The sequence below is a fragment of the Fluviispira sanaruensis genome (genome assembly GCF_004295685.1).
Taxonomy (GTDB): domain Bacteria; phylum Bdellovibrionota_B; class Oligoflexia; order Silvanigrellales; family Silvanigrellaceae; genus Silvanigrella; species Silvanigrella sanaruensis.
Window position 1 is genome coordinate 3,052,436 of record NZ_AP019368.1, and the last position, 22,399, is coordinate 3,074,834.

The following is a 22,399-nucleotide window of genomic DNA, read 5'->3' on the forward strand; positions in this document are numbered from 1 at the left end:
TCAAGTGAGATTTTTCTTAAGTCAATATGCTACAAAAGCAATTGTCCTAATTTCAAACGTTTATTTTAACGTAACTGTATATGCCCCTGGTATACTCAGAAATTGCTTCATCTGTCCACCATTTGAAGAACACATAATGGCATTAGTTGGATCATTGAAACTAAAGGCAGATCCATATTTTAAACAAATATCTTGGTAAACCCAACCTGTATTCCAAACTAAATTTTGTAAAGAACATACTTCTAAGCGGATATATGCAAGACTGTTAAAAGTTATACTTTGGGTATTCTGAACAATATACCATCCCTTAGACAAAAGGGGATTTGCTTCTACTATAGAAATACAAGCAGTGCGATTTGAATGATTGACTATTGTTATGTTGTAACCAGCTGTGAGTGGCAAATGATTTTCACTGGCAAAAGTCTCTGTTGGTAAAGATATATATTGTTTTGCAGATAAGGTGATATCTGGAGCTTGCTCCATTGAAGAAAGCTCTAAAGCTTGCTCGGCAAAAGCATAATTAGACGCCGTCAATAATGAACAAACAGAAAATCTAATAATAAAATTCATAATATTCACTCCTTTTGGTAAAAGAATATTATAGATTTAAATATTTATTTTTTTCTACTATATTGCCAAAATTATGTCTCCTAAATGGGCGCCACGCACGATTATATTATGATACTTTTATGAAAATTTATGGCCAGAAGCCATTTACGTGGGGGAAAATGCACTTCTCATCAATCAACAAGAAAAAAGTATATAGAAGCTTTGAAAATGGCTGATAACAGAGATCTTTCGAGTCTGATAAAATTTATCAGATCATAAAACAAAAAAAGCCGCCCGAAGACAGCTTTTCTTAATAAATGGCGGGATGGATGGGACTTGAACCCACGACCTCCGGCGTGACAGGCCAGCGTTGTAACCAACTCTACTACCACCCCACTCAGTCCAAAGTATATGCCAGAGCGCGATCAATTATGCAAGGCGTTGAATTGAATTTTTAAAGAAGCTTTGCAGGCTGGCAATCTTGCGGATTGGCTTACGTACTTTTCTGACAACGCCAAACTCTTTGACTATGGGCCAAGCCGATTATTAATCTTTATACAAAACAAAAAAGCCGTCCGAAGACAGCTTTTTAATATGGCGGGATGGATGGGACTTGAACCCACGACCTCCGGCGTGACAGGCCAGCGTTGTAACCAACTCTACTACCACCCCACTCAGTGAAGATGTGTATGCCAGAGAAGAAGATGCTTTGCAATAGTTTCGCTGTGTTTTTTTATAATTTTTTTTTTACAATAAAATTAGCTACTTAAATATAACAGCAAAGCCACCTAGAAGCATAAAAATCCCAAAAAGAATTGCGGCAAGAGCTAAGGCATAAAAAAGAGAAGACGTGTGAAACGGTTTTTTCACCGCTTTTTTCTGCACTTTCAAAGCAATTCTATGACTTTGCTGAGTTTTTATATTCCGTGCCAGAGAGTCTCCATGAGAGCGGAGAGATGTGTGTCTCTGCTTCTTATCTGCTTTGTGCTTGTGATCACGAAACTGAATGATCTTAGCCCCAGATTGTGGTTCTTGGGACAGGATATGAGACGAACGCAATTGGAATAAATTTTTCATATTGCCACCGCTCCTCAAAAAGAGAAGTTTTACCTTTTTGGAATCTTATGCATTCCAATAATATACACGAAAAATATCACTCTTCAAACAAATCTGTTGACATTTTCATCATATTACCATGCAAAGTCGAGTTGCTTTTAAATAAAGAAATCTTAGGGCAATTTTCTTGAAAATAAGAAAGTGCAAAATCATTTTTGAATAAAAATAAATAATTACCCTGCATATCGCGAACAGTCACAACATCTGTTTTGCTTTTAGCTTCCGCAATTTCTTCACTGCTGGCATTGGTCCAACGCGCGTGCTTAAACACAAGATTATCGAGTGCACAATCGACATTGTATTCATTTTTAAGCCTAAAAAGAAGCACATCGAACTGTAAAGATCCCACAGCCGCTAAAACAGGATCGCTTGCAGCACGGCTTTCATCCACAAACATCTGGACTGTGCCTTCCTGACAGAGCTGAACCAAGCCCTTAAGCAATTGTTTACGCTTCAAAGCACTCGTAGTCCTGACAACCGCAAAGTTTTCAGGCGCAAAGGACGGAATACCTTCAAATTCAAAGTTTCCGCCTTCAACCAAGGAGTCCCCAATAGAGAAAAAGCCTGGGTCATAGATACCAACCACGTCGCCAGCAAACGCTCTGTCAAGGGTGCTTCTATCCTGAGCAAAAAACTGTTGAGGGTGGGTGAGGCGAATTTCTCGATTTAAGCGAGGGATAGTGACATTCACTCCCGCTTCATAGACGCCGCTGACAATTCGCAAAAATGCAATGCGATCTCTATGCTTCGGATCCATATTAGCCTGAATCTTAAAGATAAATCCACTAAATTCAGAAGAAAGAGGGTCTATTTTGCCTTGACTGCTGCCCTTTGCGGATGGGGAAGGTGACATTTCAAGAAATTTTTCAAGAAACAATCTCACCCCAAAATTGGTCATTGCAGCCCCAAAGAATACAGGAGAAAGCTCACCTTTTAAAAACTTTTCATGGGAAAAGTCATCTCCAGCCATTTCGAGCATTTCGAGAGATTCAAGTGCTTCTTGCAGAAGATCCTCAGGCACAAGAGAGGATATCTGTTCTTTGTCAGAGAGAGGGATCACTCTCGCAGCGGTCTCGGTTGTTGTGTTTCTTCCTTCAAAATAATGCAAAGATTTTGTTTCTCTTTCAATGATCCCGCGGAAGCGCTCACCCGATGAAACTGGCCAGCTCATAGGATAAGTCGGGATGCCCAGTACACTTTCAATCTCATGCATAAGCTCAAGCGGATCGCGTGCTTCGCGGTCCAATTTGTTTACAAAGGTAAAAATCGGGATGCCACGCAATTTACAGACTTCAAACAGTTTGATCGTCTGTGGCTCCACACCTTTTGCTGCATCGATAAGCATAATTGCAGCGTCGGCGGCAGCCAAGGTTCTATATGTATCTTCTGAGAAATCTTGGTGACCTGGTGTATCAAGTAGGTTACAAATATAATTGCGGTATTCAAAATTCATCACGCTGGTTGAAACTGAAATTCCGCGTTGTTTTTCAAGCTCCATCCAATCGGATGTAGCAAATTTTTTAGATTTTTTTGCTTTGACCGAACCAGCTAAGCGAATAGCTCCACCGAGGAGCAAAAGCTTTTCGGTCATGGTGGTTTTTCCTGCGTCCGGATGTGAGATAATTGCAAAAGTTCTTCTGCGATTGACTTCATCACACAGTGTTTTTTTGTCAACAAAGGGCATGGTTTTCTCCTATGGGATACCAAATAATAACTGCTTTTTGCTAGCACAATTTTGACACTTTGGGAATTTCAGAGTTACAAGATTGCGAGGATACTTGAAATCAGGTGATTCACTACATGCACCAAGAGGCGTTTTTCATGAATCAGGTTAGCTTATTACAACTAAGAGAAGCCGCAGATCAACTGATTCTGCTAGCGAGTACATTCCAAATTAAACCACATTATCTCCGAGCAAAACAAATTAGACAAGCCGATAAATCCCTTGTTGCCGTTGATGCTTTTTTTTCTAAACAACTCTCTGCAGAAGCTCGTCAATGGAAGGAGTCAATTGAAGGGTTGAAAGTCCTTAAGAAAAAGCTTGTAGCCGTTCAAGAAAAGCAAAAAGAAATCGAAGACCTTGAAACGCGCATAAGCGCGCTAAAAGTAACAACTCAACCTTGGTTTTCTCTCGAAGAGAATGAAAGACAAAAAATAATTCAAAATGCCAAAAGGGCACAAGACTTTATTAATAATCATCTCGAAAAAACTGAAGCACATATTCTACATCGTTACAATAGATTTTCAGCCCTAAAAGACTTGGCGCCCTACGCAGACAATGCCAATTATCTCTGCGAAGCCGTTTTCCATTACGAAAACAGGGAGAAATATGAAGCCAATATTGCAAAAGTTGAACAGAAAAACAAAGTTGCCCGAGAGCGACTCAAAACTGTCAACAGAGGATTTTGGCTCGCCATTATATTCTGCGTATTTATCGTCACCATTATTATTTCATTTCCCTTTGCAATCAGCCTTTGGAAGAGAAAAAAAGAAATAGAAAATCAAATCATCAATGCCGAAGAAACTTTAAGAAGAGAGCATAAGAGACTCGTTGCTGCCGAAGAAGGCGCTGTTGTTGCTCAAGACATTCGTAGTCATTTAGGTGAAATATCATTAGAGCAAATCAGAGACACTCTTGCTGAAGTTAGAGATCTTCGTGCAGAATTCCAAGGCCCTGAAAGGACCACAAGCTCAACTGCGATCTTACTCAGCTTTATTGATCTTCATAAGCTTAGACTGTGTGAATTGTTTGGTGAAATATCCGACAATCCCATTAAGACCTTTAAATGGCTTTCTGATAATGTAAATAAATATCAAAATACCGAGTCCGTCATAAAAAAACTTCAAGAGAAAAAAGAAGAGGTTTCTCTTCAGCAGAAACAGATGACAAAGGGATATTCACAAGAAATGCTAATAAATAGCATTGTAAAGCTTGAAAGAGTTGCACAAAATAGCATGCTTTTTCCATTTGATGATGAAAATAAATCCTTTTTTTCTGAGTTAGCTATTCAATTGCCTGCAACTCTCTCACAAATCAAAGAAGTTCTTTTCTTTGTAAGTCGAAGTCATCCGATTGACACTCAATATTGGGATATGTTGCGTGTTAAAATTCAAGGGTTCTCGAATACGATGTCTCTTTGTGTCCTCGATGCTGAAATTGCGAGCCATATGGGAGATACTATCCTAAAGGAACAAGAAATAAAAAGTCTAGAAACTGTTGAAGCAAAGCGAGGCAGTGCATGAGAAACTTAAAATGGATGTTCACTGGCATTTCAGTATGTTTTGTTTCTTTACAAGCTTTTGCTCAAGCAGAAGAAAACAAAGTTTCATTTGATTTCGCTAAGATGACAATATCCATTTTTGGCGTTTTCAATTCAAACCAAGAAGAACCGAAAAATGGCATCAATGCTGAGGTTAAGGCACGAAAAAATGCCATCACAAGCCTCACAACTTATTTTAAAAATTCATGTTTCAATTCTGAAAAAGGTCAATTAGGGACAAAATCGGATTGGTCTTCCTATTTTCGCTCACAGGGCAGTGAAATTTATCAAAATGGCGTGTTAAAAGTGACTTTATCAGCACCCATCCGAGATATTTTAAAAACTCCCACCAAAAGAAAAACAGTGATTAAAACCGATGACGGCAAGAAAATAGCCTTTTCTATGCTTATCACAGTGCCTGGCAGTGCAATTCAATGCGGCACTGTAGGACTTGACCTGGGCAACAACAAAAAAGTCATGATCTACCCCTCCGACGTTGTCAAAGAAGCCATAGGATTAACCGTAGTAAAGCTTGTTTACGATGGCAAATCTGACTTAAAACCAGCAACCCCAGCTGACATGGCAATTTTACAAAACTCGACACTTGCAAAGGATCAAAATGTACCCGCTGGTGTTATTCCTGTTGTGGTCATTGTGCCTGAATAGTGCCACGGCACAAAACTCTTTACGTAATAAACAAGTCTTTAAATACAATGAAGAGCTGCCATATAGCATCTTACTTTGCGAGTTTTGTGGTTTAAAAAACCAAAGAATAAGAAGTACCTTCGATAGGAGTTACCTGAAAAGTTTACAATCACTCAAACTTTTTCCGAGTTCACAGTGGGATACAGAAGCACGGGCCCTTATAGATAAACAGCAAGAAAGCGAATACCAAATATTCGGGACAAAAACGTGGCCCGCACAAATTCCATTTATTCTTTCCCCGCTCAAAGAAAAAAATGGTTTGTTGGTTCTCATGCAGTCAGACAAAGAGATCCTAGGAAAACAGCTCCCTAAAATAGCGAGATATATTTTATTTTATGAGGGCAAAGTATATATTGAAGCAAGCGATAAAGCTCTTGAAAATACATTAAAAGAGCCTGAGCAAAATTTAGAGAATGACGATGGTATCCGTTTTTTTATCGCAAAAGAAGTTTCGGGTGATCAAATCACCGCACTTGAAAAAGTCATAAAAAACTTTACAGATGATAAAAATTCCTTAATTATTCCCTATGAAGTAACTGCTGATGGTATACACTATCGAAGTGATATCGGAGTTAATCACCTCATGCGGGCCATAAAAAAAATTAACCTAGTTGTACCAAATCTTTCTGCAAAAAAAGTTCATGGTATGAATGATGCTATAGAAATTACTAAGATAAAATGACTCAAAATTGTTCAATTATAAAGATTACTTTATTAACTTTCTCAGAGTATAAGAAATTAAAGCAAAAAATACCTGAAAATATTTTTTATGAAAAGATCACTCATACATTAATAGAAAACAAAGATTTCCTTTCATTTCCACTTATCGCAAGTGATTTTGCCGATGAATTTATCTTTACTATAAGATCTTTGTGTGATTTTGAAGCCATGACTTTCTTACCCGATGAATCTATCTCGGATTACAATCTTACAAAAAGCAAAGTAAATACTCTGTGTGAAAATCTCCAAATAATTTTTCACAAAAACGATTTTACTTTATTAAATTATTTTACAGAAAATGATTTTAGAAAATATATTGCTTTTTGTGATTGCTTTGCTGAATGGTGCAAAGAAATCGAGTATTTTAAATTAAGTGAAGAGGAGAAAATGATTCTTCTATCCGAATCACCTCTCATTTCACTTTGCCGCTTATAATCGAGAAAAAATGAGTATACAAAAACAAAGCTGGACATTAATCCAAGCTGATTTATCCAAAGCTCAGAGCGAAGTAATATTAAAAGACGACGAACATCACTATGCTTTTCATGTATTACGTCTATCCTCTGGAGATGAAGTTGAAATTACCAATTGCAAAGGATTAAAAGCAATTGGCTGCATTGAGTCCGCAAATAAAAAATCAATTTCTATTAAAATAAACAAAGTAACTGAAGTCAAAAAATCTGCGCCCGAAATTCATCTTTGGCTTGCCTATCCAAAACCTGCAACCCTAGAAGAAGTCGTTTCTAGCGCGTCAGAGCTTGGAGTTGACCACATTCATATTTTTAAAGCTGATAAATCTGCGGTTAAAAGCCCTATAAAAATAGAAAAAATGGAACGGATAAGCCAAGAAGCTGTCAGAATTAGTAAAAGTGCCTTTGCCGCAAAAATATCTTGCTACAATAATTTAATTGAACTTTTTCAAAAAAATGTAAATATAAATAATAAAAATAGATTGATCCTTTTTTGTGATGAATCCCACATATATGAAGGCAAAATTCAAAATTCAATTTATACAGTTTTACGTGAACACTTCAAAAAAGATCTCGAAGAAATTTGTCTCTTAATCGGTCCTGAAGCAAGTTTTTCTGATAAAGAGCGTTTATTTATTCATGAAACTTTAACAAAGCATTCTGTTTCTTTAGGAAATAATATACTCAGAGTTCCTAGTGCAGTTCTTAGTGCACTAGGCAGTATAATAAATTTTAAAAATGACCAGTAATAAAAATGTCAATTCTATGTCTCTAGCATTTATTTAAATACCATATTAAATTGTAAGAAATAATATGAAAGAAAAAAAACATGGCTAAACAAATTTTTGTTAATTTACCTGTTTTAGATCTAAATAAATCCAAAGATTTTTTTAAAAAAATTGGTTTTAAATTTAATAAAAAATATACTGATAATAACGCTGCCTGCTTGGCTCTCGGAAAAAATATTTTTGTAATGATACTCAGCAACGATTTTTTTAAAAACTTTACAAAAAAACACATCAGCAATGCTAAAAATAGCACCGAAGTGCTTGTTGCCATCTCTTTTGAAAGCAAAAAAAAGATCGACTCTATTATGAGTAAAGCTTTAAAAGCGGGTGCATCCAAGAGTCGTGATCCCCAAGATTTAGGTTATATGTATTCACAAAGTTTTGAAGATTTAGACGGACATATTTGGGAATTGTTCTGGATGAATGAAAAAAAGATGGCGATTGAACTTAAAAAAATGCGGAAGAATCAAAAATAATCACTTGCCATCAAGTCCTAATAATTTCTGATAATGCTCAGGTCTTCTATCTCTAAAAAAACCCATTCCAGCTCGAAATACCTGCGCTTCTTTAAAAGAAAGTTCGGAATAAATAATCTTTTCACTCGTGCGTTCTGCTTCTGCTATTTTTTCACCCGTAAAGTCACAGATAAATGAACTGCCATAAAAGTTCATATTTTTTTCAACGCCAATCCGATTGCTTGCAGCCACATACACTGAGTTGCAGACAGCGTGCCCAAGCATAGCTCTTTGCCACATATCTTTTGTATCGATGGCATGTGCCTCAGGAGGTTCAGAACCTATTGCAGTGGGATAAAGTAAGAGATCTGCACCCTGCAAAGCCATGCTCCGTGCACATTCAGGGAACCATTGATCCCAGCATATTCCTACACCAATATTGCCATACACAGTTTTCCAAACTTTAAAACCCGTGTCACCAGGATTAAAATAATATTTTTCTTGATAACAAGGGCCATCAGGAATGTGTGTTTTACGATAAATACCAAGAATAGAGCCATCGGCATTGATCATAGCAAGACTATTATAATATGCAGGCCCCGATTTTTCAAAAAAACTAATAGGTAAAACAACCTTATGTGTGCGAGCAATTTCTTGAAATTGAGCAAGAAAAGGATGATTTTCAACTTCATTCGCTAACTCAAATAAATGATCATATTGCTCTTGACAAAAATAATGATTTTCAAAGAGTTCAGGTAATAAAATAATATTTGCATTATTATGAACGCACTCTTCAATGAATTTAATTGCTTTTTGAATATTTTCATCGATCTTATTTGTCATGCTCATTTGAATAAGAGCAAGCTTAATCTTTCTTTGCATCAATCAATTATCTCCAAATATCACCTGCTGGTTGTTGCTGAGTCACGCAATGAAAGGATCCTCCACCATTTATAATGGCCCGTGAACTCAAGCCAATCACTTCACGACCAGGAAAAAGTGGACGTAAAGTATTAAGAGCCAATTCATCATGAGGATCTTGATATAAGGGAACAACAACAAAATGATTGCCAATATAAAAGTTTGCATAGGTTGCAGGCAAACGTTGACTCTCAATTTCAATTCTTTGTTTAGGTAAAACTAAAGGAATAAGTTTAAATGAATTCCCTTCGAGATCTGTGAATGTTTTAAGCAGCTCATAATTACGTTGCATAACATGATAGTTTTTGTCTGATTTATCTTCAGTGATAGAATAAACAATCGTTTTTTCATCAACAAATCTAACAATAGTATCGATATGTCCATCTGTGTGATCGCCTTCAAGGCCATCTTCTAACCAAAGTAATTTTTTAATTCCCAAATATTCTTTTAAACTTTTTTCTATATCACTTTGAGAAAGTTTTGGGTTTCTCATTTTACTTAATAAACACTGTTTTGTAGTTAAACATATACCTTTACCATTATTATCTAAAGAACCTCCTTCCATAACAACAGGAGAATTAAAGAAATTTATATTGAGAATCTTAGCAACTTCATAAGGCGCAAGAGAATCTAGCTCCCATTTAAATTTTTGTCCCCAGGCATTGAATTCCCATTTCACAAAACTCAATTTATTTTCTTTTAATATAAAAATAGGACCATTATCTCTAAACCAGACATCATTTAACGAAACTCTATGTAAAGATATATTACTGAGTTCTCCCAGTCGTTCTCTAGCATCTAATTCAGTTTCTTTATTGTTCACCAGCAGATGAACATGTTCATATTTCGCAATTGTTTTTACAAGGTTGGTAAATTCTTCTCTTACAGAGTTTAACTTTCCATACCAAATATCTTCATCAAAAGGCCAGCTTGTCCAAGTAGCTGAATGAGGAGCCCATTCAGCGGGCATGGAAAAACCAATATTATAAGGTATATCTTTCCGTATTTGAGACATCAAAATTTCCTTTTTTCGAAATAAAAAACAGGCTTATAAATAAAAATACCCAAATTTGATATACATCAGATAGAAAATTGAGTCTAGAATGAGTTTTTTTTAATTAACCGCTGCGAAAAACTTTTGCTGTAACTGTTTTTAAAACCTTTTTCTCGACCACCACTTTTTTAGCTTCCGTCACATAATCTTTTACAGCATCATAGGCATGTCGTTCATCCCCACCACCTGCAATCCATTGGGCCACCGTTGAGCCATTTAAAAAATGATGGGGATAACCAAAAATCACTTTATTCGCTTCTAAATGAGCCCAATTCGTTTCTAAGTTTTCTTTTTCAAATAAGAAAGTTGCATAGTCAATAACCCTTAAAATGCAGCTTTCTACATTTTTGAATTCAACTCCTCGGGCTAGTTTTACTTTATCCTTCACTTTAAATTTCAAAAAAACCCCTGAAAAAAGTTATATTTAACTTCTTTCTATATCGACATAAAAAAGTATTTTATTGAGACCGAAGGATTGTCAAAACTTTTTACAGTTTAATCTAAATAAATTCTTAGTTTTATGCAAAAGAAAGCAAGTAAAATCAATATTTAATCAATAATATTGATATCTTAATAAATTTACATAAAAAAGCTGGCTAAAAAATAAATTTTGCCAGCTTATATTTGTAAAAGTCAATTTTTTCTTACTTTTTCTTCTTAACAGAAGACTTTCTTTTGACTCCAACTTTTTCCTTTAAAGACGAAGCAACTCTAAAACTTACTTTTTTAGAAGCAGGAATTTTAATTTCTTCACCTGTTTGAGGATTTCTTCCCTTACGGGCAGCGCGATCTTTTACTTGTAAAATCCCAAGTTTATCAATGCGTACTTTTTTTCCTGCAGCAACATGATCTTCAATTGCATCAAGAAAAGCAGCAATGACTTCTTTCGTTAATTTTTTTGGTAATTGATCAAAACGAGTTGAAACTTCAACGGTTAGCGCAGAAGTAGATACAGTCGAAACCTTTCTTTTAGTCATACACATCCTCTCTTGTGAGTGGTTAAATGAAACTCCGTTTATAATTGCCTGAATCGACATATATATCAAGAGGAAAAGTATAATTTTTTAATTTGCTAATGTAGCATAGTCAAAACTTCACGAAGCTAAGTTGTGAAGAAATCTTTTCTAGGAGCTATTAACAATGAATCAAATTATTCTTTCCATACAATCCTGTGTCAGTTACGGCCATGTCGGTAACAGCGCTGTTACCTTTCCTTTACAACGACTTGGCGTTCAAGTTTGGCCTATACATACAGTACTTTTTTCAAATCATACCGGCTACGGACAATGGAGAGGTAAAGTAATTGACATAGAAGGAGTAAGAGAAGTTTTTTTAGGGATAAAGGACAGAGGTGTTCTAAAAAATTGCGATGCTCTTTTAAGTGGTTATATGGGCTCAAAAGAGCTCGGAATAGTTATGATAGAAGCAATCAAAGAACTCAGGAAATTGAAACCAGATACCCTCTACTGTTGCGACCCAGTTATGGGCGACATAGGCAGAGGGTTCTTTGTTAAAGAAGGAATTCCTGAATTTTTTAAAGAAGAAATGCTAAAATACGCAGACATTATTACTCCAAATCATTTTGAATTAGAATACTTAAGCGATAAAAAATTTGATTCAATTGAAGGAGCTGTTGCAGCTGCACGTAGAGTTATGAAAAAAGGCCCAAAAGTTGTTGTTATAACAAGTCTGTTACTTAAAGAGACAAAAGAAACAAATATCAACATGCTTGTTGTCAATGAAAATTCAGTTTATATTGCAACAACTCCATATATATCTATTACTTTAAATGGCACAGGCGATTTGACCGCAGCATTATTCACTCATTTTTACTTAAAATATAAGAAAAATACTCAGAAAGCTTTAGAGGCAACTATTTCTAGAGTTTACGAAGTCATTTTGAAAACAGCAAATGCTTCAGCAAAAGAACTCGTTCTTGTACAAGCACAAAACTCTCTTGTGAATCCAAAACATTTGTTTAAAGCAAAAAAAGTTAAAATTAGTTAGTCCAAAGTTCCTGGTCCGGAAGCCCCACTCGATTTCGAAGAGCGGTTTTTAAAAAATCTTTTTTCAATATAAGAAGTGAGTGAGAGGAAGAAGATCAAACCAATCGTTATAAGGATTGTTGATAAAAAGATACCAAAGCCAATTAATATTCCAAGCGCTGACACAGTCCAAATAACAGCTGCCGTTGTCAATCCCTGCACTTTACTGCTTGATTTAAAGATTGCTCCTGCCCCGATAAAACCAATACCTGATACGATTTGCGCGACGATCCGAGTAACATCTGCAGAGATAACAGGATTTGAGCTTTCATATTCACTCATCAACAATGAGACGGCAGTAAATAGAGCAGAGGCTGCACAGATAAGTGCATTCGTTTTAATTCCAGCAAGTTTACCGCGATACTCTCTTTCAATCCCAACTAAAGTACCAACAAATAATGCAACTCCAACTTTTGGTAATAAAAAAATAAGGACATCAAGTTCAGGAATATAATGCACTGTAAGAGTCAAATCATTAAACATAAATTTACCTTAAAACAAATAAATTACTTTTGATTATTTACTATTTTCTCAATTTCATAGAATAAGTGTTAGAAAAATTTTCTATCTTTGCCAAAGATATGACTCAAAATTTATTTTCAAAAGCCAAATGACGAATCACTTTAAGCAAATTAATTTATTGCCTTTAGGTGGTTTATGTCCGTTAAGAAAAATAATATTGATGAAAAAGATCTCGCAAGACATATGGGCGATCAGGCTTGTCGAGCAGAATCAAATAGTCTTGCCCAAAAAAAATACACACACTTGCAAAGACTTATGAGTAAAATATCTGCTTTATCAGATAAGGAATTTGATATTGCATTTTCAACGCTTGAATCTATGTTAGAAAATTTTAATACAAAAAAATCAAAAGTAGAAGATGATAAAATAACAAATAAAAACAAAGAAAATACTATTGCAGTAATCACAAATAAACAATAATTACTGATATTCGCTTAAATTAATCGTATAAACATCTGATCCAATTCTAAATGTCAATTCTGATGGATAAATATTATCTGCTAAAACATACCCAGCCCAGCGAACGTAAACATCAGTTTCATTTGAAAAAAGACCGTAATAAAATTGGCTATTCATTACAAGTGTATAGCCTAAACCTTTGCGCTCTAAACTTAAATTGCTTTGAACTTCGATTTCATTATCTGATATTTTTACCGTTGAAATTGCAATATATTGTCTTTTATTTTCAATCGGCTTTAAGTCTTGTTCTGTATAAATTTTATTTTTTTCATCTTCTTTAGCTTCTACAAATATACCGTCATTACTATTTATTTTTTTAAATGCGTACCCCCCACAAATAAATTCACGCAGATTTTTGGATCCTATTTTTGCAAACAAAGATGTCATTTGATTTAGAGAGTCAGTGTCTAAAATAGCTTCTGTTTGAAATGTATAATCAATTTTATTTTTATTCACTTCAAATGATGAATACTCTTCACCCAAAGGACCAATCACACTCCCTTTTAAACGATTAAATTTATTTTCCCAAATGGCTTCCAGTTGAAAAGAAGGAACTCTAAAATTTGAAGAGTTGATATCAGCCAAAAATTGGGGATTATTATTAGAACTGCAGAGAGAAGCAATGGTAGCAGAAATCCGTTGAATCGCTTCATCTTCTGGCACTTTATCTAATTTACGTGAACGTAAAGTCGTGCAAGAACAAAATAGCAAAATAACTAAAAATGCATTTGTAAATTTATGTAACATAAAAACTCAATTCGTCATAAGATGAAAAGCTTTTCTTGCAGAACTATGCCCTGTGAGCATTTCATATGTTCTAAAGCCAGTTGGAGAAGTAATATTTATTTCTCCAATTCGATTGCCTATGACATCGAGACCAGCTAAATAAATATTTTTTTCTTTAAGAAAAAGAGCTATTTTTTGACACAATTCTTTTTGCTCCTTTGTCATTTCTCTTAGCACAGCAGTTCCGCCCTGCGCCAAATTCGATGCTACTTTTCCTTTTCCAGGTAAGCGCACAAAGTCGCAAATGATTTCACCACCAGCAACCAAAACTCTCCGATCACCTTCTTCATATATCTCTTTTAAAAAAGGTTGTATCATCAGTTTTTGCAAATTACTTTCATTTTTTAATTTAAGATTTATATATGAAAAAAATGCTGTTTTGTCTTTGAAATATTCAACGCTCTCACCACCATGACCCAACCATGGTTTAGATATATATCCATTGTAAAAGAGTTCAGAATGTTCATAACAAAAAGATTTAATTACATTTATATCAGTAGATAAACAGGTGGGCACTAAATTCTTTTCAGTTATAATTCCTTCTGAAAAAGCACGCCACTGCAAAGCTTTTTCATGATATGCCAACAACGCTTCTGGAGGGTTTAATATTTTTACTTTATTCTGGGCAGATAAAATCCAACAAAGATCTTTATATTCTTCATCAAAAGGAGGATCTTTTCTGATAAAACAATATGGATAATCAGATAATTGAAATAAATTTCCACTTTTAGGTTCATATTTAATTTCATGCTGAGAAATTGTTTGCAGAACAATGATATTTTTTATAACAATATTATTATTATAAAAATGAATATCATGACTTTCACACCAATGAACTTCAAATCCATCTTCAAGAGCTACCTGAGCTAAAGCTAAACTTGAATCTGAAGAAACATTCACTTTTTTTATGCTATCAGCAATCACGAGTACTTTTTTTTGCAATGCTATTTTACTCCTCAAACAAACTCATACTTTTGCTAAAAAAGATTATAACAATCCCTTATGAAAAGCAACGAAAGCCTTGCTGATGCATCAAATAAAGTGTTACAATTATATTTCATATTAACAGATATTTAAAAGGAGTCGATTTTATGATTGATTATCGTAAACTTGGTTATATCTCTGAGAAACAGCATACTTTTTGTGAGTTTGAAGGTAAAATGGTTGCAGAACATGTGATCACTCGCAATGGATTTAATGATAATTATTCAATTCTATATCAAAAAAGAGCTCCTACTCATGAAGTTAATGCAGAAATTTACAAATCAGAAAATCCATTTTTTCCTAGCTACAATAAGTTGAGTAACAATGAGTTGAAAAGAAGGCATTTTAAGACACCAAATTATTCTAAAGAAGGAAATTTATTAGAGGCACGTGCAACACTTCTTGTAAATAATACATGTTCGGTGGGCATCTTAAATCAAACAAAAAATGATCATTTCTTTTTTGCAAATGCGGATGCCGATGAACTCTATTTTGTTACAGAAGGCAATGGAATTCTCCAAACTGTCATGGGAGAAATTGATTATGCTTCAGGCGATTATTTATTTATTCCAAAAGCAATTCCTTATCGTTTTCTGCCAAGTGCAAAAAGTAATATGTTTATTGTAGAAGGAAAAAATAATTTTGGTATCCCAAAAGAATTTCGTTTAGCGCAAGGACAATTTAAATTAGATGCTCCATACAATCATCGCGACTTTCATGCACCGAGTCGCTTAATGGAACTCAAATGCAATGAGAATTATCCAATTATTATAAAAAAAGATAATGTATTAACAAAACATGAATACACAGACTTTCCGTACAAAGTGGTCGGCTGGGATGGATGGTATTGGCCATTTTCTTTCTCTATTCATAGTTATCAACCCAAAACGAGTTCTGTACATCTTCCCCCAACAGTGCACACAGCATTTAGCGGCGATAATTTTTATATTATGAACTTTGTCCCTCGGGTTTTAGATTATCACCCCAAAGCAATTCCATGCCCATGGCCGCATTCAAATATCGACTGCGATGAAGCTATTTTTTACATAAGTGGAGACTTCACAAGTCGAAAAGGAATTTCAAATTATTCTATTAGTTTTCATCCCTCTGGTATTCCACACGGCCCTCACCCCGAAAGATACGAGCAAAGTATTGGCGCAAAAAGAACAGAAGAATTAGCAATTATGGTTGACACTTTTGAGCCATTGTTTGTAACTGAAGCAGCAGCGATGCTTGAGGACAAAAAGTATCACTATACTTGGGATTCACATGAGCATCTATAAAGTTGTTTCAATCTAAAGCAAATATTAAAAGAATTGGCAATTCATATGAAAGATAATGAAAAAAAATATTCAATTGTACTTACGGGTGGCGGAACAGCGGGTCATGTATGGCCGCATTTTGCCTTATTTGAAGGCGACAAATCACCTTTAAATAAGGCGTTTCAAGAGAATAATTTGAAAGTTCATTATATTGGTTCTCAATCAGGCATGGAAAAAGATCTTGTATTACTGAATCAACCTACTTGGCATTACCACTCGATTGCCACTGGGAAATTGCGACGCTACTTAAGTTTACAAAATTTCTTCGATATTTTCAAAATTTTTTTTGGCTTTATTCAAGCATTTTTTATACTTAATAAAATAAAAGCATCTGCAGTCTTTTCCAAAGGAGGGTTTGTCTCCGCCCCCGTTGTTTGGGCTGCATGGTTAAGAGGAATACCCATCATAATCCATGAAAGCGATGCTACACCCGCTCTTGCAACTAAATTAACTCTGCCTTTTTCTTTTCTAGCTTTAGTTGCATTCGAGGAAACTATTAAAAAATTGCCATCTTTTTTTCATAATAAAATAAATTACGTTGGCCTTCCGTTAAGAGAATCATTATTTAGCTCTTCAAAAGAAGAAGCGAATAAATTTTTTAATTTCCAGCTGAATAAAAAAACTATTTTAATTTTCGGTGGCAGTTTAGGTGCGCAAAGCCTAAATAAAAAAATGTTTGAAATTATTCCTGAATTAAATAAAAATTTTAATATTATTCACATCGTCGGAAAAGGTAACAAAACGGAAATTGCTTCTGCTGAAAATTATCGACAATATGAGTTTTTAAATCACGAAATGAAATATGCTTATGCACTCGCTGATTTAGCTATCTGCCGGGCAGGGGCAAGCAGCATTTTTGAACTTGCAGCTGCGCGCATACCCATGATTCTTGTTCCCTTAGGTTTGCATGCGAGTCGAGGAGATCAAATTGTTAATGCGAGAATATTTAGTAATAGAGGTTGGTCACAATCTATTGATGAAAATACTTTTCAAAAAGAATCTGCCATTCAGTTGATAGAATCAACTATGAATTCACTGGAAGAGCGTAAATTAGCACTTGAATCTGCACCTTCAGCCCAATCCGCCCTAAAAGTGAGTCAAAAGATATGGGATATTATTTTACGATATGAGGCGAATAAATAATGGATGACTTTTTAAATCTAAAAAACACCTTACAAGAAGTGTTTGACGACAGCAATTTAGCTAAAGAATTATCCATTGAAGTTTCATTATCAGATCTGAATTCATTCGCTCATTTTATCTCTACATTTATAAAGGCTGGTGATTGGTTTCTTCTGGACGGAGATTTAGGTGCAGGTAAAACATCATTAACCAAAGAACTTTCATTAATCCTAGGCGCTCATCAACAAACCATCAGTCCTACATTTTCAATTTTAAATATCGAAGAATTAAATTCTGAAACTGAACTTAAAAAACTGGTTCACCTCGATTTATATCGACTCAAATCCGGCCGAGAACTTCTTTATTTAGGATTAGAAGAAGAGTTTAATCCAAAAAACTCGTTTTGTGTCATTGAATGGCCTTATAATATCGAAAATGATGATTATTTAGCTTTTTTCCAAATAACAAAATGCGCAAAGCCTAAGAGAGTTATTGAAATAATTTTAGAATTAGCAGAAAAAGAAGATGTGCGCATTTATCATATTAAAAGAACACATTTTTAGATAATTTTTTTATAATTCAATAATTTTATTAATTAACTTTTTCAATACCCCCCCCTTTACTTTCTAAAAAGATGGCATACATTGACATTGATGAGAAGGGGTTATCTTTTATTATGCTTAAGTAAAAGGAGACTTATTATGTCAATTTTACAGCCATTTAAAAAACAAAATCAGCTCACAAATCGTCCTGAAAATGATTTGTTTTATTCTCTGCAAACCGATGTGAATCGCTTATTTAACAGTTTCTTCAATGATTTTGAAATTGATTTACCTTCACAAAAATCTAAAAACTTATGGGCACCTCGTATAGATATGCGTGAATCTGCACATTCTTTTATAATCACTGCAGATCTTCCTGGTATTAAGAAGGAAGATATTAATGTAAATATTCACGACAATATTTTAACCATTAAAGGAGAAAGAAAATCCGAGACCCATAATGAAAGTGACAAACACTATATTAGTGAACGCTATCACGGACAATTTGAACGTTCGTTTTCACTCCCGCAAAGATCAATTGATAAAGAAAAAATTTCTGCTGAAATGAAAAATGGTGAACTCACAATTAATATAGCAAAAATACCGGAAGCTCAAAAAGAAGTTCGCAAAATAGAAATACGCTAAAAATCCCCCTTTCTCATTAAAAAAGTTGGTAATTAATTGCTACCAACTTTTTTTTAATTTTTGAAAGCATTATTTCTATTTAATTTTCATGCATGATAAAAATTTCTTGAGACAGGGCTTCTGCTGTTTCTATATGTTTCGTTAATTTTTCACCTTTATCTACTGAGTCTTTCCAAAAAAACTCCACAGTGCCTTCACGAGCTCGCCAGCAAATGGACTCTTCCGAAATATCTCCTACTTTGGCCGAAATACTAAGCGAGGTTATATAATTTGGTAGATAAGAAGGTAAATGGATCGTCTTTATTTTGCCAATAGGCGCCTTTAAAAAGGCAATGGCAGATGTTCCTTTTTCTTTATTTGATATTTTGCATTCATCAATGGAAAGTCCTTGCCATGCAGCAATATGAAATTCATAGGGATTAAAACCATAGGTGCGCTCAATTAAATCGAGAATGGCATCACCCGCAGGGCGCGCCCCTATTTCCATCAATTTAATTTCACCGCTTTGTGTTATACGCATTTCCACATGACAGACACCTTTATCAATCCCCAGTGCTTGCACAGCTGCGCAAGATATTTCATGGATTTTTTTAGAAGCGGAATAAATGGATGGAACCACATGCCCAATTTCAGAAAACCAAGGTTCTGAACTTAAATATTTATCCGTCACAGCTAAAACAGTTTGTTTATTTCTTTGCGCAAAGACTTCAACTGAAATCTCGTCACGTGCATGTATATATTCTTCTACAACATATTCACCTAACGAAACATAAAATACATTTGCATATTGGTTGAGGATTTTTTCGCAGTGATCAAAAGCGGAGATCAATTGTCCTTCGTTCTCAACTTTTACAACGCCTCCACTTCCACCAAAATCCTTTGGCTTAATCACAAGCGGATAGCCTATTATTTTCGCTTTTTCTCTTAATTCATCTAGAGAATGAAATAAGGCAAACCTAGGTATGGGGAGATCAAATTGCAAAAACTTCTCTTTCATCGCAAATTTATTACGGCAGAGTTTAATTGTTTCAAAACTTAAAGATGGGAGATCGTATTTATGCGCAATCCTTGCAGCAGACATCAAAGTCCAATCATTGCAAGGAACAACTCCTTGCAATTGACCTGGATTTGTTTCTAAAAAAGATTGGATTGCCATTAGACTGGAGAGAGGATCCATCGGATCACCTTGTAGGCAGTGATGAAAGTAACGATTTCGATTTATGCGTGGTTCCTTAACAATCGAAATGATTTCTCCCGGAAAATTTTGGAGTGCGGCAACAACAGCTCTCTCTCTAAGTGTTTGCTCTGCACCTAAAAGTAAAAGATATTTTTTACTCATTTCATACCCCCATATTTATTTTCATACAAAAAATAAATTTTTCGACTATAAAAAATGACTTTCAAATAACAGCCAGTATAAACATTTATTTCTAATTATGCTTTAAATATACTCATATGGTATTTTTATAGATTTGTCAATAGCATAAATTATTAGAAAATTTCTAATATTATTTTTGATCAAACATCCTCCATTTCAAGTTGACAATTTTCCATAAGGGAAAAAAGAGTTAATGGATAAATTAATAAATTTAGTCGAATATTTTCTATTATTATAGCCTTATTGTGAGAGCATAGTTCAAACTCACCAAAATAATTGTATTTTAAATTATGATATTTATCCTAACCAGCAGTATATTTATTTCGCTATTATCTCTATAATTATATAAAAATTAAAGTGACTAGATTGATCACTTAATAGCTTCTTTAGGTTCAACGGCTATATGGACTGCCCCTAAATAAATGTGAATGATAAATATTTGGGACTCCCTTCTCATATGTAAGTGCAGCAACACGAATGACTGGATCATTTTCTTTACTCACTTTTGTTCTCTGCCTATAAGCTTCTGGCCAGTATTGGTTATTTGATAGTAATTTATAACTTTTTCCATCAAAATAGAGACGAGATCCTATAAGAGCTGCCATAGCGGGTCCATGAATATAATTTGGACTATCAAGATTTTTTTTAGAAATAGAAAAGGAAACATATTTTAAAATTTTATGTAAATTTAACGAAAAATAAAATGAAAAATATATTTTTTCTAATGAGTTATTTTATTCTTAAATTTTGGAGAAAGAAAACCTTCCTCTTTTAAAAAATAAACTCGCTAAAATTTAATTATCTAATATTATAATTTTTATATTCGTTATCTATTTCAGATTTTAAAATATCAATTATTTCTAAAACTTTAACTTTCCTTGCTTCCATCCGATTGTCTCTGTACTTTAACTCTACACAACCTTCAGCAAGCGTTTTAGGCGATATAATAATTCTATAAGGAATCCCAATGAGATCGGCATCGGCAAATTGTGAACCCGGTTTTTCGTCTCTGTCATCAAATAACACTTCGTAGCCTAAGCTTGTGAGAGATTTATAGAGTTTTTCAGATTCTTCGTTCACAATCGCTTCTTTCCGATTGAGTGCACACAAATGTATTTCATAGGGAGCAATTGGCAATGGTAAAATAGGCCCTCGGTCATCATGACTTTCTTCAATAATAGCTGGGAGAAGACGTGTTATGCCAATCCCATAGCATCCCATTATTGGGTATTGCTTTTTTCCGTTTTGATCGAGAAAAGTACATTCCATATCTTTGGTATATTTAGTGCCTAAGTGAAATATATTACCGATTTCAATTCCACGTGTTTCTTGCAAAGGATTTTCGCATACTTCACAAGGATCACCTGCGCGTGCTGCAGCAATATCTCCAATAATCACTTTTTCTTTTTCAAATTCTTTTACAGTTGAAAGAAAATCTCTTTCTGCATTAAAATTTGTATAATGATAATCTTTTTCATTCGCACCTGTTACTAAATTCGTACTCTTAACAACTGTGTGGTCTAAAATAACGTAACAGTTGTGCAGATTGAGCCCTATGGGCCCTGTGCTTCCAGCAACCGCACCAGCTTTTACAAGATTTTCATGTGTCGCAGGCACGACTTCTGATTTGACTAAATTACGAACTTTTGCACTGATAACATCGAGATCTCCACGCACAAATGAAACAACAGGTGTCCCTGAGAGTGTTTGGAAAATAACTGCTTTTGCAGTTTGATCAGGATTTATCTGTAAAAATTTACTTAAACCATCAATCGTTTTTTGGTTTGGTGTGTGAACCTTTTCAAGTTTTTCGAGATTATTCTTTTTAATAATAAATGGGGAAGTAGCAATTTCTTCATTCGAACTTGTTTTACAATGCAAACAAGAAATAAGTTTATCTTCGCCTGTTGGCACGAGCATTTGAAACTCATGAGAATATTTTCCACCAAAGACACCGTTATCAGACATAACACTGACAAAATTTTTGCACCCTGTACGCTTATAAAAACGTATATAAGCCGCATGTGCTCTGTCATAATATTCTTTGAGATCTTCTTCTGTTGCATGGAAACTATATGCATCTTTCATGGTAAATTCGCGCAAACGCACCAAACCTCCACGTGGCCGAGGCTCATCACGGAATTTGGATTGAATCTGGTACATCATCAATGGAAGTTGTCTATAACTTGTAATTTCTGTGCGCGCTAAATAAACAACTGGCTCTTCGTGGGTTGGATTCAAGACCATTTGTTTTTCATTGCGATCCTGAAACCGAATCATGTCTTTGCCGAAGGTTTGATAGCGGCCTGTTTCATCCCAAAGTTCTTTTGTTGCAGAACAAGGCATACGCACTTCTTGACCTTCTATAGCATTCATTTCTTCACGACAGATTTTTTCAATTTTTGCGACGCTCCTCATTGCAAGGGGGAGAAGACCATAAATCCCAGCCGAATACTGGCGCATATAACCTGCTCTTAACATAAATTTATGACTTGGAATTTCGGCATCACGTGGTGATTCTTTTACCGTTTTACCAACCAATTTTGACATACGCAT

General features: G+C 34.7%; 25 protein-coding genes and 2 tRNA genes. 12 read left to right on the top strand and 15 right to left on the bottom strand.

Annotated features, from left to right (window positions below):
• Positions 1-60: 60 nt before the first annotated feature.
• The 5 genes from EZS29_RS12820 to EZS29_RS12840 all read right to left on the bottom strand — a co-directional run bounded on the left by EZS29_RS12820 (position 61) and on the right by EZS29_RS12840 (position 3,349).
• A complete protein-coding gene (locus tag EZS29_RS12820) occupies positions 61-570 on the bottom strand; it encodes a hypothetical protein (RefSeq protein ID WP_130611434.1) in 510 nt (169 codons plus the stop codon).
• 297 nt (positions 571-867) lie between these two features.
• A tRNA-Asp gene (locus tag EZS29_RS12825) sits at positions 868-944 on the bottom strand.
• A gap of 200 nt (positions 945-1,144) precedes the next feature.
• Positions 1,145-1,221: transfer RNA gene (locus tag EZS29_RS12830), tRNA-Asp, on the bottom strand.
• A 90-nt stretch (positions 1,222-1,311) separates the two neighbouring features.
• Positions 1,312-1,626, bottom strand: coding sequence for a hypothetical protein (locus EZS29_RS12835; RefSeq protein ID WP_130611437.1), 315 nt, complete (start codon positions 1,624-1,626; stop codon positions 1,312-1,314).
• A 76-nt stretch (positions 1,627-1,702) separates the two neighbouring features.
• A complete protein-coding gene (locus EZS29_RS12840) occupies positions 1,703-3,349 on the bottom strand; it encodes a peptide chain release factor 3 (protein ID WP_130611440.1) in 1,647 nt (548 codons plus the stop codon).
• Between the two features lie 137 nt (positions 3,350-3,486).
• Here EZS29_RS12840 and EZS29_RS12845 point away from each other — a divergent pair, with 137 nt between their 5' ends.
• From EZS29_RS12845 to EZS29_RS12870, 6 genes are all read left to right on the top strand, one after another.
• Positions 3,487-4,908 carry a hypothetical protein gene (locus EZS29_RS12845; protein ID WP_130611443.1) on the top strand — a complete coding sequence of 474 codons (1,422 nt, stop codon included), beginning with the start codon at positions 3,487-3,489 and terminating at the stop codon, positions 4,906-4,908.
• Complete coding sequence (locus tag EZS29_RS12850; protein ID WP_130611446.1) at positions 4,905-5,591, top strand: hypothetical protein; 687 nt, start codon at positions 4,905-4,907, stop codon at positions 5,589-5,591. Before EZS29_RS12845 ends, EZS29_RS12850 begins: the two co-directional genes overlap by 4 nt.
• Positions 5,569-6,312, top strand: coding sequence for a hypothetical protein (locus EZS29_RS12855; RefSeq protein ID WP_130611450.1), 744 nt, complete (start codon positions 5,569-5,571; stop codon positions 6,310-6,312). The genes EZS29_RS12850 and EZS29_RS12855 overlap by 23 nt, the downstream gene beginning before the upstream one ends.
• Positions 6,309-6,785 (top strand): hypothetical protein, encoded by a 477-nt coding sequence (locus EZS29_RS12860; protein ID WP_130611454.1) that lies wholly within the window; start codon positions 6,309-6,311, stop codon positions 6,783-6,785. The genes EZS29_RS12855 and EZS29_RS12860 overlap by 4 nt, the downstream gene beginning before the upstream one ends.
• A 10-nt stretch (positions 6,786-6,795) precedes the next feature.
• The gene (locus tag EZS29_RS12865) at positions 6,796-7,569 is read left to right on the top strand and encodes an RsmE family RNA methyltransferase (protein WP_130611458.1); all 774 of its coding nucleotides are present in this window, start codon (positions 6,796-6,798) and stop codon (positions 7,567-7,569) included.
• An 80-nt stretch (positions 7,570-7,649) separates the two neighbouring features.
• Positions 7,650-8,084, top strand: a complete 435-nt coding sequence (locus EZS29_RS12870; protein WP_130611463.1) for a VOC family protein — start codon at positions 7,650-7,652, stop codon at positions 8,082-8,084.
• Here EZS29_RS12870 and aguB read toward each other — a convergent pair whose 3' ends face one another.
• The 4 genes from aguB to EZS29_RS12890 form a co-directional block, all read right to left on the bottom strand.
• The gene (gene aguB, locus EZS29_RS12875; RefSeq protein WP_130611466.1) at positions 8,085-8,945 is read right to left on the bottom strand and encodes an N-carbamoylputrescine amidase; all 861 of its coding nucleotides are present in this window, start codon (positions 8,943-8,945) and stop codon (positions 8,085-8,087) included. It lies immediately after the preceding gene.
• A 7-nt stretch (positions 8,946-8,952) separates the two neighbouring features.
• Positions 8,953-9,999: an agmatine deiminase family protein gene (locus tag EZS29_RS12880; RefSeq protein WP_216678678.1), complete on the bottom strand. Its 1,047-nt coding sequence runs from the start codon at positions 9,997-9,999 to the stop codon at positions 8,953-8,955.
• A 103-nt stretch (positions 10,000-10,102) separates the two neighbouring features.
• Entirely contained in the window at positions 10,103-10,438 is a 336-nt protein-coding gene (locus EZS29_RS12885) for a hypothetical protein (protein ID WP_130611469.1), read from the bottom strand.
• 244 nt (positions 10,439-10,682) lie between these two features.
• The gene (locus tag EZS29_RS12890) at positions 10,683-11,075 is read right to left on the bottom strand and encodes an HU family DNA-binding protein (RefSeq protein WP_281276270.1); all 393 of its coding nucleotides are present in this window, start codon (positions 11,073-11,075) and stop codon (positions 10,683-10,685) included.
• A gap of 103 nt (positions 11,076-11,178) precedes the next feature.
• Between EZS29_RS12890 and pdxY the strand changes: the two genes are divergently transcribed.
• The gene (gene pdxY / locus EZS29_RS12895; RefSeq protein ID WP_130611474.1) at positions 11,179-12,045 is read left to right on the top strand and encodes a pyridoxal kinase PdxY; all 867 of its coding nucleotides are present in this window, start codon (positions 11,179-11,181) and stop codon (positions 12,043-12,045) included.
• Here the strand turns inward: pdxY and EZS29_RS12900 are convergent.
• Positions 12,042-12,566 (bottom strand): MgtC/SapB family protein, encoded by a 525-nt coding sequence (locus EZS29_RS12900; RefSeq protein ID WP_130611478.1) that lies wholly within the window; start codon positions 12,564-12,566, stop codon positions 12,042-12,044. The two genes, pdxY and EZS29_RS12900, sit on opposite strands and share 4 nt — an antisense overlap.
• A gap of 174 nt (positions 12,567-12,740) precedes the next feature.
• Here EZS29_RS12900 and EZS29_RS12905 point away from each other — a divergent pair, with 174 nt between their 5' ends.
• Complete coding sequence (locus tag EZS29_RS12905; protein ID WP_130611481.1) at positions 12,741-13,025, top strand: hypothetical protein; 285 nt, start codon at positions 12,741-12,743, stop codon at positions 13,023-13,025.
• Here the strand turns inward: EZS29_RS12905 and EZS29_RS12910 are convergent, their stop codons facing one another.
• Together EZS29_RS12910 and EZS29_RS12915 are read right to left on the bottom strand one after the other, a co-directional pair.
• Positions 13,026-13,811, bottom strand: a complete 786-nt coding sequence (locus EZS29_RS12910) for a hypothetical protein (RefSeq protein ID WP_130611484.1) — start codon at positions 13,809-13,811, stop codon at positions 13,026-13,028.
• Positions 13,812-13,817: 6 nt separating this feature from the next.
• The gene (locus tag EZS29_RS12915) at positions 13,818-14,792 is read right to left on the bottom strand and encodes an ATP-grasp domain-containing protein (RefSeq protein WP_172603949.1); all 975 of its coding nucleotides are present in this window, start codon (positions 14,790-14,792) and stop codon (positions 13,818-13,820) included.
• A gap of 149 nt (positions 14,793-14,941) precedes the next feature.
• Between EZS29_RS12915 and EZS29_RS12920 the strand changes: the two genes are divergently transcribed.
• From EZS29_RS12920 to EZS29_RS12935, 4 genes are all read left to right on the top strand, one after another.
• Positions 14,942-16,117, top strand: a complete 1,176-nt coding sequence (locus EZS29_RS12920; RefSeq protein WP_130611490.1) for a homogentisate 1,2-dioxygenase — start codon at positions 14,942-14,944, stop codon at positions 16,115-16,117.
• Between the two features lie 45 nt (positions 16,118-16,162).
• Positions 16,163-17,299, top strand: a complete 1,137-nt coding sequence (locus EZS29_RS12925) for a UDP-N-acetylglucosamine--N-acetylmuramyl-(pentapeptide) pyrophosphoryl-undecaprenol N-acetylglucosamine transferase (protein WP_130611493.1) — start codon at positions 16,163-16,165, stop codon at positions 17,297-17,299.
• On the top strand, positions 17,299-17,841 hold the full coding sequence (gene tsaE / locus EZS29_RS12930; RefSeq protein WP_130611496.1) for a tRNA (adenosine(37)-N6)-threonylcarbamoyltransferase complex ATPase subunit type 1 TsaE: 543 nt from the start codon (positions 17,299-17,301) through the stop codon (positions 17,839-17,841). Before EZS29_RS12925 ends, tsaE begins: the two co-directional genes overlap by 1 nt.
• A 138-nt stretch (positions 17,842-17,979) precedes the next feature.
• Positions 17,980-18,465: an Hsp20/alpha crystallin family protein gene (locus EZS29_RS12935; protein WP_172603950.1), complete on the top strand. Its 486-nt coding sequence runs from the start codon at positions 17,980-17,982 to the stop codon at positions 18,463-18,465.
• 79 nt (positions 18,466-18,544) lie between these two features.
• Here the strand turns inward: EZS29_RS12935 and EZS29_RS12940 are convergent, their stop codons facing one another.
• The 3 genes from EZS29_RS12940 to EZS29_RS12950 form a co-directional block, all read right to left on the bottom strand.
• Positions 18,545-19,804 (bottom strand): ATP-grasp domain-containing protein, encoded by a 1,260-nt coding sequence (locus EZS29_RS12940; protein WP_130611502.1) that lies wholly within the window; start codon positions 19,802-19,804, stop codon positions 18,545-18,547.
• A gap of 431 nt (positions 19,805-20,235) precedes the next feature.
• On the bottom strand, positions 20,236-20,448 hold the full coding sequence (locus EZS29_RS12945) for a hypothetical protein (RefSeq protein WP_130611505.1): 213 nt from the start codon (positions 20,446-20,448) through the stop codon (positions 20,236-20,238).
• Between the two features lie 193 nt (positions 20,449-20,641).
• A complete protein-coding gene (locus tag EZS29_RS12950; RefSeq protein ID WP_130611508.1) occupies positions 20,642-22,399 on the bottom strand; it encodes a proline--tRNA ligase in 1,758 nt (585 codons plus the stop codon).

Excerpts from the sequence above, each read along its gene's own strand:
- EZS29_RS12820 (WP_130611434.1), bottom strand. The coding sequence starts at position 570 with ATGAATTTTATTATTAGATTTTCTGTTTGTTCATTATTGACGGCGTCT.
- EZS29_RS12835 (WP_130611437.1), bottom strand. The coding sequence starts at position 1,626 with ATGAAAAATTTATTCCAATTGCGTTCGTCTCATATCCTGTCCCAAGAA.
- EZS29_RS12840 (WP_130611440.1), bottom strand. The coding sequence starts at position 3,349 with ATGCCCTTTGTTGACAAAAAAACACTGTGTGATGAAGTCAATCGCAGA.
- EZS29_RS12845 (WP_130611443.1), top strand. The coding sequence starts at position 3,487 with ATGAATCAGGTTAGCTTATTACAACTAAGAGAAGCCGCAGATCAACTG.
- EZS29_RS12850 (WP_130611446.1), top strand. The coding sequence starts at position 4,905 with ATGAGAAACTTAAAATGGATGTTCACTGGCATTTCAGTATGTTTTGTT.
- EZS29_RS12860 (WP_130611454.1), top strand. The coding sequence starts at position 6,309 with ATGACTCAAAATTGTTCAATTATAAAGATTACTTTATTAACTTTCTCA.
- EZS29_RS12865 (WP_130611458.1), top strand. The coding sequence starts at position 6,796 with ATGAGTATACAAAAACAAAGCTGGACATTAATCCAAGCTGATTTATCC.
- EZS29_RS12870 (WP_130611463.1), top strand. The coding sequence starts at position 7,650 with ATGGCTAAACAAATTTTTGTTAATTTACCTGTTTTAGATCTAAATAAA.
- aguB (WP_130611466.1), bottom strand. The coding sequence starts at position 8,945 with ATGCAAAGAAAGATTAAGCTTGCTCTTATTCAAATGAGCATGACAAAT.
- EZS29_RS12880 (WP_216678678.1), bottom strand. The coding sequence starts at position 9,999 with ATGTCTCAAATACGGAAAGATATACCTTATAATATTGGTTTTTCCATG.
- EZS29_RS12890 (WP_281276270.1), bottom strand. The coding sequence starts at position 11,075 with ATGTCGATTCAGGCAATTATAAACGGAGTTTCATTTAACCACTCACAA.
- pdxY (WP_130611474.1), top strand. The coding sequence starts at position 11,179 with ATGAATCAAATTATTCTTTCCATACAATCCTGTGTCAGTTACGGCCAT.
- EZS29_RS12900 (WP_130611478.1), bottom strand. The coding sequence starts at position 12,566 with ATGTTTAATGATTTGACTCTTACAGTGCATTATATTCCTGAACTTGAT.
- EZS29_RS12905 (WP_130611481.1), top strand. The coding sequence starts at position 12,741 with ATGTCCGTTAAGAAAAATAATATTGATGAAAAAGATCTCGCAAGACAT.
- EZS29_RS12910 (WP_130611484.1), bottom strand. The coding sequence starts at position 13,811 with ATGTTACATAAATTTACAAATGCATTTTTAGTTATTTTGCTATTTTGT.
- EZS29_RS12920 (WP_130611490.1), top strand. The coding sequence starts at position 14,942 with ATGATTGATTATCGTAAACTTGGTTATATCTCTGAGAAACAGCATACT.
- EZS29_RS12925 (WP_130611493.1), top strand. The coding sequence starts at position 16,163 with ATGAAAGATAATGAAAAAAAATATTCAATTGTACTTACGGGTGGCGGA.
- tsaE (WP_130611496.1), top strand. The coding sequence starts at position 17,299 with ATGGATGACTTTTTAAATCTAAAAAACACCTTACAAGAAGTGTTTGAC.
- EZS29_RS12935 (WP_172603950.1), top strand. The coding sequence starts at position 17,980 with ATGTCAATTTTACAGCCATTTAAAAAACAAAATCAGCTCACAAATCGT.
- EZS29_RS12940 (WP_130611502.1), bottom strand. The coding sequence starts at position 19,804 with ATGAGTAAAAAATATCTTTTACTTTTAGGTGCAGAGCAAACACTTAGA.
- EZS29_RS12945 (WP_130611505.1), bottom strand. The coding sequence starts at position 20,448 with ATGGCAGCTCTTATAGGATCTCGTCTCTATTTTGATGGAAAAAGTTAT.
- EZS29_RS12950 (WP_130611508.1), bottom strand. The coding sequence starts at position 22,399 with ATGCGTATGTCAAAATTGGTTGGTAAAACGGTAAAAGAATCACCACGT.